This window comes from Acinetobacter sp. YH01005 (assembly GCF_013420465.1).
Lineage (GTDB): Bacteria > Pseudomonadota > Gammaproteobacteria > Pseudomonadales > Moraxellaceae > Acinetobacter > Acinetobacter amyesii.
Genome location: NZ_VOYA01000039.1, coordinates 1 through 12122, shown reverse-complemented (window position 1 = coordinate 12122; position 12122 = coordinate 1). Strand labels below are relative to the sequence as shown.

11 protein-coding genes and 1 tRNA gene are annotated in these 12122 nt (G+C 40.4%); 2 read left to right on the top strand and 10 right to left on the bottom strand.

Translation table 11 applies throughout. The features are described 5' to 3' along the window. Window positions 1–169: 169 nt before the first annotated feature. From secF to queA, 8 genes are all read right to left on the bottom strand, one after another. On the bottom strand, window positions 170–1132 hold the full coding sequence (secF, locus tag FTT72_RS15365) for a protein translocase subunit SecF (RefSeq protein WP_180065629.1): 963 nt from the start codon (window positions 1130–1132) through the stop codon (window positions 170–172). Window positions 1133–1142: 10 nt separating this feature from the next. Continuing rightward, window positions 1143–3041: a protein translocase subunit SecD gene (secD, locus tag FTT72_RS15360; RefSeq protein ID WP_180178648.1), complete on the bottom strand. Its 1899-nt coding sequence runs from the start codon at window positions 3039–3041 to the stop codon at window positions 1143–1145. Between the two features lie 54 nt (window positions 3042–3095). Then, on the bottom strand, window positions 3096–3425 hold the full coding sequence (gene yajC, locus FTT72_RS15355) for a preprotein translocase subunit YajC (protein ID WP_078191271.1): 330 nt from the start codon (window positions 3423–3425) through the stop codon (window positions 3096–3098). A gap of 106 nt (window positions 3426–3531) precedes the next feature. Continuing rightward, window positions 3532–4662: a tRNA guanosine(34) transglycosylase Tgt gene (gene tgt / locus FTT72_RS15350; protein ID WP_078191270.1), complete on the bottom strand. Its 1131-nt coding sequence runs from the start codon at window positions 4660–4662 to the stop codon at window positions 3532–3534. Between the two features lie 80 nt (window positions 4663–4742). Continuing rightward, a complete protein-coding gene (locus FTT72_RS15345) occupies window positions 4743–5639 on the bottom strand; it encodes a DUF4303 domain-containing protein (protein WP_180178647.1) in 897 nt (298 codons plus the stop codon). A gap of 81 nt (window positions 5640–5720) precedes the next feature. Beyond that, on the bottom strand, window positions 5721–6287 hold the full coding sequence (locus FTT72_RS15340) for a LemA family protein (protein WP_180114441.1): 567 nt from the start codon (window positions 6285–6287) through the stop codon (window positions 5721–5723). 54 nt (window positions 6288–6341) lie between these two features. After that, window positions 6342–7370 carry a hypothetical protein gene (locus FTT72_RS15335; RefSeq protein WP_180050017.1) on the bottom strand — a complete coding sequence of 343 codons (1029 nt, stop codon included), beginning with the start codon at window positions 7368–7370 and terminating at the stop codon, window positions 6342–6344. Between the two features lie 21 nt (window positions 7371–7391). Beyond that, complete coding sequence (gene queA, locus FTT72_RS15330) at window positions 7392–8432, bottom strand: tRNA preQ1(34) S-adenosylmethionine ribosyltransferase-isomerase QueA (protein ID WP_078191326.1); 1041 nt, start codon at window positions 8430–8432, stop codon at window positions 7392–7394. A 180-nt stretch (window positions 8433–8612) separates the two neighbouring features. Between queA and FTT72_RS15325 the strand changes: the two genes are divergently transcribed. Both FTT72_RS15325 and FTT72_RS15320 read left to right on the top strand, forming a co-directional pair. Continuing rightward, a tRNA-Leu gene (locus FTT72_RS15325) sits at window positions 8613–8699 on the top strand. 192 nt (window positions 8700–8891) lie between these two features. Beyond that, a complete protein-coding gene (locus tag FTT72_RS15320) occupies window positions 8892–10196 on the top strand; it encodes an integrase arm-type DNA-binding domain-containing protein (protein ID WP_180178646.1) in 1305 nt (434 codons plus the stop codon). Window positions 10197–10473: 277 nt separating this feature from the next. On the opposite strand, the gene FTT72_RS15315 is transcribed toward FTT72_RS15320, so the two are convergent. After that, complete coding sequence (locus tag FTT72_RS15315) at window positions 10474–10743, bottom strand: hypothetical protein (RefSeq protein ID WP_180073952.1); 270 nt, start codon at window positions 10741–10743, stop codon at window positions 10474–10476. Between the two features lie 95 nt (window positions 10744–10838). Beyond that, window positions 10839–11492, bottom strand: coding sequence for a hypothetical protein (locus FTT72_RS15310; RefSeq protein ID WP_180073951.1), 654 nt, complete (start codon window positions 11490–11492; stop codon window positions 10839–10841). Window positions 11493–12122 lie beyond the last annotated feature (630 nt).

Sequence of the window (12122 nt, the reverse complement as noted above, 5' to 3'; positions counted from 1 at the left end):
GAGTGATGGGAGAGAATGTTCAAGAGTGGATTCTAAATGTTCAGATAAAGACATAAAAAAATGAGCGTATTCACATACACTCATTTTTACTACATTTTACTAAAATTTGCTTAACTGACTGGCATTACATCCGAAGATGGGTTTTGATTTGAACTATAAGTCGAAAAGCTTAAGGAATCTCTTCTTCTTCAAATTCAGGCTTCACTTGTACAATGAAGTCTTGACGGTTTAGACCACGCCATAGCGCGAAAGCAGTACCAATGTAGATTGATGAATATGTACCCACAAATACACCAACAAACATTGCAACAGAGAACCATTTCAGACCATCACCGCCCAGTACCATCATTGCTACAACAACCAGTAATAGTGTCATTGAGGTATGAATGGTACGGCGAAGTGTTTCAGTTAATGCACTGTTGACAACTTCGAGAGGCTCAGCACCACGAATCTTACGGAAGTTTTCACGAATACGGTCAGATACAACGATGTTATCGTTGAGCGAGAAACCAATAATCGCGAGTAGCGCAGCCAAAACTGTTAAGTCAAACGGCCACTGCATCATGGCAAAGATACCAATGGTCACCACGATATCGTGGAATAAAGACAATACAGCACCCATTGCAAGTTTGAACTCAAAGCGAATAGTGACATAAACCAGCATGAGCAGTAGGGCAAGACCTACAGCGCCCGCAGAACGCACATAGAGTTCATTACCGACTTGACCACCAACCACATCAACTTTATGTACTTCTGCTTTATTGCCTGGCAATTGAGCAGCAGTTGTAATGGCTTTGGTTAAGTCTTCAGCTTCAATGTCTTTTTGAACTGGCATACGAACCATCAGGTCGCGGTCAGATCCTAAGGTTTGTACTACAGGATCTTTAAAACCAGCTTTTGTCAGCGCTGAGCTCACATCGGTAGATTTTACTGGTTGACTATAGTTCAACTCTGCTGCTACACCGCCAGTAAAGTCCAAACCGAGGTTTAGACCTTTGGTGCAAATAAAAAAGATACTTGCGAGCGTTAAGATAATCGATATCAAGGCTGCCGGTTTGGCAATCTTCATAAAGGGAATAATGTGCTCGTTATCCGGACGGCCGTATTGTTTCGGTTGAGTATTTTCAGTCATCTTCGATCTCCTAAATGCTCAACTTCTTCAGGTTACGTTTTTTACCATAAATGATTTGTACGATTGCACGTGTCACGGTAATCGCTGTGAACATTGAGCAGACAATACCAATCATTAGGGTAACCGCGAAGCCTTTAATTGGGCCTGTGCCAATTGCGAACAGAATGAAAGCAACCAAGAATGTGGTTAAGTTGGAGTCAAAGATGGTGTTATACGCACGATCATAACCCGCAACAATCGCCTGTTTCGGCGAGGCACCCCATTTAATTTCCTCTCGTATCCGCTCACAGATCAGTACGTTGGCATCGACCGCCATACCAATGGTAATCACGATACCTGCAATACCCGGAAGGGTGAGGGACGCGCCAATCCAAGACATGATGGTTAAAATCATGGCAAGGTTAACCACGAGTGCAAAGTTGGCAATCAAGCCGAACACACGGAAGAAGACTACCATCCAAATCGCAACCAATAAGAAACCGATTTGAGTTGATAATACGCCTTTGTCAATGTTTTCTTGACCGAGACTCGGACCAATCACACGTTCTTCAACGAAGTACATTGGCGCTGCCAAAGCACCTGCACGTAACATCAATGCAAGTTCAGATGCTTCTTGAGGTGAATCCAGACCAGTAATACGGAACTGAGAACCCAATACGGCTTGAATCGTTGCCGCATTGATGACCACAGATTCGGTATAAGGTGTACGAACTTCAGTTTGTGTGCCTGTTGTAGGATCTGCAACATAACTAATTTTTTGTTTGTTCTCGATGAACAGAACAGCCATTCGTTTGCCTACAGCATTACGAGTGGCTTCAGACATCAACTTACCGCCCGCAGTATCCAAAGTAATATTTACTTCAGCACCACCTGTATCTTGGCTAAAGCCTGATGACGCATTTTGTACACGTTCACCTGTTAAGATACGGTTACGGTTAAGCAATAATTGACGACCGCTGTCCAAAGATTCATAAGCAAATGCTTCTGTACCTGGCGGTAATGAGCCTTTTGCTTGACCTGTGTAAGGATCGATATATTGATCATTTAAGTCAGAAACTAAGCGGAACTCAAGGTTTGCAGTACGACCAAGTACACGTTTTGCTTCAGCAGTATCTTGTACACCCGGTAATTCAACCACAATACGGTTGCTACCTTGGGTTTGCACCAATGCTTCCGCTACACCTAACTCGTTAATACGGTTACGTAAAGTCGTTAAGTTTTGGTTAACAGCATAAGACTGAATTTCTTGTTTACGTGTATCTGTGTAGCTTAAACGTAGTGTTGAACCTTCAGTTGTTGCAACCGCTTGTTGAGTATATTCATTGCCGTTACGACGAAGGAAATCCATAGCTGCAGAACGGTCATCATTATTTGCAAATTGCATAGTAATGGTGTTGTTGTTCAAAGATAAGCTATTGAATTTTAATTTATTGTTACGAAGTTGGCGACGTAAGTCAGCCGCGGACGTTTCCATACGTTGTGAAATGGCTTTGTCCATATCCACTTCAAGTAGGAAATGTACACCACCACGTAAATCCAGACCCAGCTTCATTGGTTTAGCACCAATTTTTTGTAGCCATTCTGGCGTAGTAGGCGCAAGGTTTAATGCGACGACATAATTTTCACCGAGCCCACGACGCAGTGCTTCTTTCGCTTTTAATTGTTGTTCGCTCGAATCAACACGTAATAAAGCGGCATTATTGGTGAAGCTATTGTCATGGCTGGCAATATTTTCAGATTTTAAAATCTGCTCTGCTTTTTGTACGATGCTTTGGTCAATCTGGGTACCGGCTTTGGCACCTGAAATTTGAACAGCAGGTTCATCAGGATACAAACTTGGCAGGGCATATAATGTACTGATGACTAGTACCACTAGAATCAGTAGATATTTCCATGCTGGGTAACGCATTCGTTTTCTTCTTAAAATGAAAAAAGCCGTGCGGGTGCACGACTTATTTTTTGATTAAAGGTTATTTAGAGTGCCTTCAGGCAGAACTGAAATCACACTTGCGCGTTGTACTTTTACTTCTACGCCACGGTTCAGTTCAACAACTGCAAAATCACCTTCGATTTTTGTGATTTTACCCATTAAACCGCCCGCAAAAACAACTTCACTACCAACACCTAGGCTTTCAATTAGTGCACGATGTTCTTTTGCACGTTTTGATTGAGGGCGCCAGATCAAGAAGTAGAAGATTGCGACAAATACCGCAATCATCAACAGGTTTGCCATCATGCTTGGTTGCTGTGCAGCTTCACCTGCCGCGTGAGCAGTAGAAATAAAAAGGCTCATTTCATTTTCCTAAACTAAAAAAACTGGTTATCAATACTTTGATAAATAAATTGGACTTGTTCAGCAATTTACCTTGTCTTTTTCTTCAGCGCAAATGCTGAAAGAATTAATCTTGAGGACAAGGTGGCACTTCCATGCCGCGACGACGATAAAAGTCTTCAACAAACTCATCAAAAGTGCCATGATCGAGAGCATCACGCATCGCTTCAGTCAGACGCAGGTAATAACGTAAGTTATGAATAGTACCGAGCATCGAACCGAGCATTTCGCCGCATTTCTCAAGATGGAAGAGATAAGATTTGGTGAAATTTGTACAGGTATAGCAGTCGCAATGTGGGTCAAGCGGACTTTGATCATGACGATATTTGGCATTGCGAATACGCACTAAACCGTCGGTCACAAAATAATGACCATTACGTGCATTTCGTGTTGGCATCACACAGTCAAACATATCGACACCGCGACGAACTGCTTCTACGATATCTTCTGGTTTACCGACACCCATCAAGTAACGTGGTTTATCCGCAGGCATTTTCTCTGGAAGATAATCCAATACTTTGATCATTTCTTCTTTAGGTTCGCCAACAGACAAGCCGCCAATGGCATAACCATCAAAATCAATTTCTTTCAGACCATTCAAAGATTCATCACGTAAATCTTCGTACATGCCGCCTTGGATAATACCAAACAGGGCATTACGGTTTTTCAGCACGTCATGATGTTGAGTCTTACAACGTTTCGCCCAACGTAATGAAAGCTGCAATGATTTTTGCGCTTCTTCATGTGTCGCAGGATAAGGCGTACATTCATCAAAAATCATCACGATGTCTGAATTCAGTGTGTGCTGAATATCCATCGAAATTTCAGGAGATAAAAAGACTTTAGAGCCGTCAATTGGAGAGCGGAAAGTCACGCCATCTTCTTTAATTTTGCGCATAGCGCCAAGGCTGAAGACTTGGAAACCGCCTGAATCTGTCAAAATCGGGTTATTCCATTTCATGAATTGGTGTAAACCACCATGTTCACGAATAACATCTAGGCCTGGGCGTAGATATAAATGGAAAGTATTACCCAAAATAACTTGGGATTTAATTTCTTTAATGTCACGTGGGAGCATGCCTTTTACAGTACCGTAAGTACCGACAGGCATAAACATAGGTGTTTCAACGACACCATGTTCAAGGGTTAAACGGCCGCGACGAGCACGGCCCGATTGCGCCAATTTTTCAAACTTCATACAAGGTCCAGATCAAGGCGAAAAAACAGTTCGCTGATGGTAAGAGTGCTAAAAGTGCTCTATTTTCCTTGATTCTGCGGTTAAACGCTAGCTTTGTCGGGTGTTAAGTCTGTAAATTTATAGATCGCATCTTGTGACAGGGCTTCATCTGAACTCTTGGCATTAAAATAAAACTGGTTAATTCGCTGCAAAATTTCTTCTTTTTCCATCGCAAATGTACCTTTCGGGTCCGATGTCATGGCCACGATGCTGTCAATGAGCTTTTGAATATAGGGATTCGTAGTTGCATAGCTTTTTTCTAAGCTTAAAAGATAGACTTCATTGGCAACATGTAAATAGTTATAAGGTTGTATTGCAACGATTTGAGCCAAATCAATCAGCAGGTCTTTATCATATTGAGACAGCTTCATACGTTTAGGTAAGCTGTCGAGTTGGAGGGGTTGTTTGGATTTGAGAAAATCGTCAAGCTGTGTACTTGGAGGATTTAAAACCTGAGCTGAATAAATTTCTATTTCGGGCTGTGTCGGGACCGTGATAAAAAACAGAATATTGTCCAGTTCTATGCCGTAGGACTGAACCAAGTCGAATTTTGTTTGTTGTATGGCATTGAGCAAGATTGAAAGATGGTTAGCCGATTCAGACTTTATCGTGCTTTCTATAGAAGATGGATCAAGGTTTAAATGGCCCACTTCATTTACAGATGTCAGTTTGAACTGCGCCAAGTCTTGACTTAAAGCCAGTAGGCTACGATAGCGCCATTTCGACACATTCCATCGATCATGCGCTGCAAGATATTGAGCAGAATATTCATCTTCGGCAAAAATACTACGCTGCGTAGAGACTGCGATATAGTCTATGGATAAATAGGGATTGAACGCCAATGTACATGCGTAAATATGGTCGTCTTGGTGCTGCTCATAGAGTTTGAAAAACGCCTGAATCAGCACATTTTTCAGTGCATTAATTTGATTTTGCATATTTTATTTTTCTTTCTAGTTTTGGAGGTGCTTGATCACCTCATCATTATTTTTTTTACTTTTGTGCATTAAAGCCCGAACTTAAAAGTTCGGACGATAATCAAAATTTTGGCTGGCAGCTTGATCGCGGAAAGGGCGAACCGCTTTTTTACTCAGCAATAGCGTATTAATAATATTGTTAGGAAACACTTGAATGTGGTTGTTGAACAACTCAACGTTGCGGTTAAAAATAGTAATCGCCGCACCGACATTTTCGTTTTGTTCTTCAATTTCATTCATCATTTTCAGATAAATTTCATTGGCTTTGAGCTCAGGATAATTTTCAACCACAACATTCAGGCTGCGCATCAGATCTTGATTTAAGGCTTCAATACGCTGTAATTGGCTGACATCGGTACTATTGACGTTCAAATTCATAATGTTTTGACGGAGTTCAGTGACTTTTGCCAAAGTCCCTTGTTCAAAATTGGAATATTGCTCAACCAAAGGCTGTAATCCATCTAAAATTTTGATTTTTTGACGTTCATAGCTAGCTACATCTGACCATGCACGAATGGTTGCATTGTGATGTCGGACAATGTTGTTGCGAATCATGATTGCGCCAATCACCAATACAATGATGATTAAAACAAAGATCAAAAGCCCCATAAAATTTTATCCTCAAGATAAAAGGTCGTAGTTTAAAACATTATTGTATGAAATCTATTTTAAAAACTGCGTTAAGTCGTTTTTCAAATTTTCTAAAGCATTTAATTTAAAGGTTCTGAGATGTCCACGCAATGCCGATACATCCTGAATTCGTTTTGCTTTACTACTGACTTTAAATAAATCTGTAGAGCCAAGATAGCACATTATTCGGTGGCTCGGATGAAATAGCAGATCACCTTCACGGTTTTGAAAAAAATCCGCCAGTCGGAGGACAAATCCCGGGCTGAGTAATTTAGCCATTTCCATTTGGTTATCGCCATAAAACTTTAATTTTTGATTGGTTTGAATGTCGCTGCTGTGCCAAGGAAAACTATAGGGATAGCCAAAGTTTTTGCCTGTTGCAGATACGGCAAGTCCATGGATACCAATATCAAAAACAAATACGCCCCACAGGTCTTTATGAATTTCTTTCACCGTGACCTCATCACCATCTTTGTCACGTACTTTCAGTTCATTTACATAGTGATAATGAAAGACCATGACTTGATGCTGTTGCTGATTTTCGTCTTCCCAAACGGTGCTCGCGAAGGTCTGAATATCATTCGAAAGGCTGCCTTGCTTAAACACGGGGAACATACGTTTAAGATTGCCAATAAATTGTAGATTATTCAGTGGCATCGAAATGTATTCAGGCTGTCGGTTAAAGGCCAGTTGGTATTTTTTTGCAATGCATTCGGTTTCTAAAAATGCAATTACATCTTCGATCGGATCATCTTTTTCATAGCTGATATACGCCCAAAACACCATGACCAATCCCGCAGCAAAGCAAAGCTGTGCCCAGCCATGATCGGGCTGAATCACAATAAACAGCATGAAGCCGATACCCAGTGCGGCTAAAGCCAGCGGCAGTAAATTTTCAAATTTGAGCGTAATGGGCGCGTTCCAAGGGTGTAACCCATCGAGGAGCTCTTGGTGTGTTTTTGCGTTTCGGCCTATATCCCATAGCCGAGCAATATTCTGAAAAACAACTTCATTCTTTTTGCGACGAATATGGATGGAATGCTTTACAGAATCTATCGGCATAGGGATGATTTCAGCGTTCGATTATTTGTGGTTAATGTTATCAATTAACATCGCATCGCCATAACTAAAGAAGCGATATTGGCTGTCGACGGCATGGTGATAGGCATTCAAAATATTATCCCGATTAGACAACGCTGACACTAACATGAGCAGGGTAGACTCAGGTAAATGGAAGTTGGTAATTAAACGATCGACTACTTTGAACTCATAACCTGGGTAGATAAAGATTTGTGTATCACCAGTCCAGCCCTTGAGTTCGCCGCCATTGGCTTGAGCGGCACTTTCAGTCGCGCGAGTCGCTGTAGTACCGACAGCAATGACTTTATTGCCACGTGCTTTTGTCTCACGGATTAAAGCCATAGATTCTTCTGATACGTCACACCATTCGCTGTGCATGATGTGATTTTCAATGTCATTGGTGCGCACGGGTAAGAATGTACCAGCACCCACATGCAAGGTAACAAAGGTTTTATTTACGCCTTTGTCTGCCAATTTTTTGAGTAGCGCTTCATCAAAATGTAAGCTTGCTGTTGGTGCTGCAACAGATGCCAATTTGGTTGGGTCGTTAAACACGGTTTGATAACGTTCGGTATCAATCGCTTCTGCTTCACGGTTAAAGTAAGGCGGAATCGGTAATGCGCCGTATAAATCTAAAACTTGTAAAATAGGCTGTGAAAATTCCACAACAAATAAGTTTTCATGACGGCCTTGAACGGTCACTTTAACTTCGTCTGGACCGATAAATAATTCCGCACCTTCTTTAGGTGTATTGCTGGCTTTAATGTGGCAATGTGCGGTTTTTGGGTCAAGAATACGTTCAACCAAGACTTCAACTGCACCGCCAGTTGCACGTTTGCCTTTCAAGCGGGCTTTCATCACTTTGGTATCGTTCAGTACCAATAAGTCACCTTCATTGAGCAAGTCTAAAATGTCAGTGAAATGATGGTCGTGATATTCACCATTCAGGTCGAGATGGAGCAGGCGTGATGCACTACGTGTTTCAAGCGGATAGCGGGCAATGAGTTCGTCCGGGAGATTGAAGTTAAAGTCAGAAAGTTGCATGTTTAAGAAATCTGAAAAGGGGGATAATGAAATTTGGCTTAGTATAAGCTTTTTTGGGTTTTAACGCTGAAATTGATGGATTATCCATCTAAAAAATCTTATACGGTTTATTTTTAATCAAATGAGAACATCATGCGTTGACAAGTTTTTGAAACAGTTTATTATACGTTTCAACACCTTCCCGAGGTGGTGAAATTGGTAGACGCGGTGGATTCAAAATCCACTATCAGAGATGATGTGTCGGTTCGAGTCCGACCCTCGGGACCAAAATTCTAAAAGACCCCAAGCTTATTAAGACTTGGGGTTTTTTATTGTCTGAAGGAAATCAATGGTTTACGTGCACTTTGCGTGATATTTCATGCTTTTACATAGTGCCTTTTTAGTACCTTTTTGTGCTCTTGCCTTCAATAATAAACATCCATATAAACATCCAGAATACAAAGCTGGATGTCTAAAAGTATGGCGCGGTTAGTTAAGCCTTTAACTGTGACTCAAATTGAGTCTTCTCAACCCAATTCCAAAGACTATACATTATGCGATGGTGATGGTTTGTACCTTCGGATAAGGAAGTCTGGGACAAAGACGTGGATTTTCCAATACAAGAATAAGCAGGGATCTCGTGTAGTTGTTACGATTGGAAATTATCCTCAATGTAAATTAGCTTTTGCTCGTGAAAAAAGACGAGAGTATTTGACTCTTCAAGCTGAAGGCATTGATCCGAAGGAGTACTTGGAAAAGCTAGAGAGCACTCAAAGCAGAAACTACTCGCTAGAAAGCATCACTAGAACTTGGCTTGATTTGTATGCTGTTAAGAAGCCTTTAGATGAAGAAACCAAGAAAAAGAGATTGAGAAAATTTGAGAACCATCTATTTCCTCATATTGGTAATTTTCAGATCGAAGATGTTAAGCCAAAAGATCTTCGTATTACCTTAAACAAAATCTATGAGACCAGTGCTGATAATGCTCAGAGAATAAGGGCTGATCTAGTACTTATCTTTAGTTATGCCGTTCAGTATGGATACATTGAAGTAAACCATGCAAGAGAAATGGAGAGCCTGGATCTTACTGCACCTAAAAATCACAGACCAGCTTTACCTCTTCTTCGTCTCCCTGAGCTACTAGCACGAATCAAAGCTGACTCTGGTGATGAAATGACAAAGCTTTGTTTGGAGTTAAGTTTACATATCTTCATACGTTCATCCGAACTAAGATTTGCAAGATGGGATGAAATCGATTTTAAGAAGAAGCAATGGATAATTCCTGCGAAGCGAAACCATGTCAATGGAGTTAAGCATTCTGATAGGGGAGCTAAAATGAGAGAACCTCATATCGTGCCACTGTCCGAACAGGCTTTAAGTTTATTGGTTAAAGTGAAGCAATTGAGTAGTAGTTCGGAGTTGGTTTTTCCAAGCTCATTTAAGAAAACGACATTCATCTGTGAAAACACCTTTAATACTGCTTTACGCCGTATGGGCTACGACACACAAAAAGAGGTTTGCTTTCATGGCTTCAGAGCTATGGCTCGTTCAGCATTAGGTGAATGTGGGTTGTTCCAAAGAGATGCTATTGAGAAGCAAATGAGTCATCAAGAACGCAATGATGTGGTTGGTGCATATACACACGTTGCTGAGTATATGTTGGAACGAAAAAAGATGATGGATTGGTGGAGCCGATATCTACAGGATATTGCAGTTAAAGGATTCGTTTCACCTTATAGCTATGCTAATCCTGAAGTTATCCCATTTGTGCGAAATATTGCATGAGCCACGTTTATGGATAATTTAATAGAGTATTGAAGTTTATCCTTTATTAAATTACATTTACTTAGGAGAGCCTGAGCGGTTGCCGCCGCCCAGACCATTAACTTAGTAAGCTGATTGCGAAATCAATACTAGGATAATGATAACGATGACTACTAGAACTCGCATCGTAAACCTCCAAGGTCAATTGGTAACATTGCAGTGTTACATTCATGATTGAACCAAGCATTAAAAAAGCCCCTTTAAGAAGGGGCTTTTTTAATGCACTAAGAAAATGAAACTATACAGTTGCTAATGCTTTGATCTTCTCAATTGGAATATCATTTAAGTATGACTTTTCCTTTAATGCATTCTGAAGGGCAGTAGCAAAATATTCTTGCTTGGTTTTACCTGTAAGTCTGCAAATGATCTCTAACATTCGATGATCTTCAGGTGAAACAATAAATGTAGATTTCGCTGGCTTTGCTCTTAATGGTGTATTGCTTGCAATGATTTCCATAGAGGCAGCAATAGTTGCTCGTATTATTTCATCTTCGTTACTTTGTATCATTTAATCAACGTCCTTGTTGATGGTTACTTGAGTCCTTATTCTAGTGGCATTGGAAATGTGATACCAAATTGGATATTGTCCTGTAAATCAACATGCTAAAACATTAAGTCATTGCAAAGATCCTGGGTATTTACAAGCTTGTTTTTCTCATCAAAAACTAAATGTAATTTGGGGTTCTTGAGTTTGGAATAGTTTTTCACACACATAACGCAATAGGCTTGTTCTGATAATTTTGTAGTAAGTTTATAGGCACTACTTTGATTCATACTTGAAGTACTCCACATTTTGCAAGCTGTATCTTGACCTAGCCATAAATGTAGAGTTCCCTTAATTTTTTGCAAAGTTACCACTGGATATTCACCAGTCATTGGACTCCAGTTTTTTAGATTTGTATAACCAAGCATGCTGTACTCCTGTATACGATCTATAGCCTCCCTTAGAGTGGGATAAGGCTTGCTATCGAGCCAATAACCATCATCCTGTTTAAGCAAAAGTCCATAAGAAGTTCCTGTTGGGATCACTTCCAACTGTGAAGAATAAATGGGGGTGTTTTTACTTTGCTGAGGTAGGTTGCTGATAGGAGGGACTATTTGTTGGGGTTGAGGTGTATGTTCATAGTATTTTTCGAGTAATAGGTCGTATGCCATTATGGTAAGTAATTCTATTGGTTTTCCTATACGCTGAGACAAGTGTTCGAGAGCTATTAGATAAGCTTTTGGTGGTATTGGGAATTGTACTGGTCTAGTCATTGTTTACTCAACGGGATCGATTAATGGTGGGTGAAACTATGACAAAGAAGTTTACATAATGAAAATAATTAAAATGAATCAGTAGTTTACGTACGTGCGTACGTACTTAAAGAGGCTTGATTTTCATGAGAAATCATAAAATATTGTCAGACATAATATGAGCACTCTCATAAAATGTTGTGCTCAAGTGAAGAATATTTTATTTAAGATTGAGATCGTTTAGGAACTGAATTGGTCTCAAGCTGAGACCAATGATTGCTTTTGAGTTTGGCACCTCCGGTGCCTTATGTGACTCTTTCTTCAATTTAATGATTGTTAGAGGGTTTCCTTGTAAAACCAGCATAGCCTATCAATCGCTCTCTAAAGTCTATTCATGTGGGAGTGAATAATCTCTAGTGCGTTTGATAGGCTGTCCTAAAGTGCAGTACTTCAGATTATTTGCGAAACAGATTGTCTCGATGCCATTGTAAATATTCATTATGGCGAGGATCTATCTTGCTTAGTGAACCGTACCGGGTTTGTCGGAGACTTTTTTATTTAAGTTAGGCCACCTGACCTAACGGGTTAATCTTATCATAGTACATTGCTTCAAACTCAAAAGGCGATACATAACCCAGTGCACTGTGTACA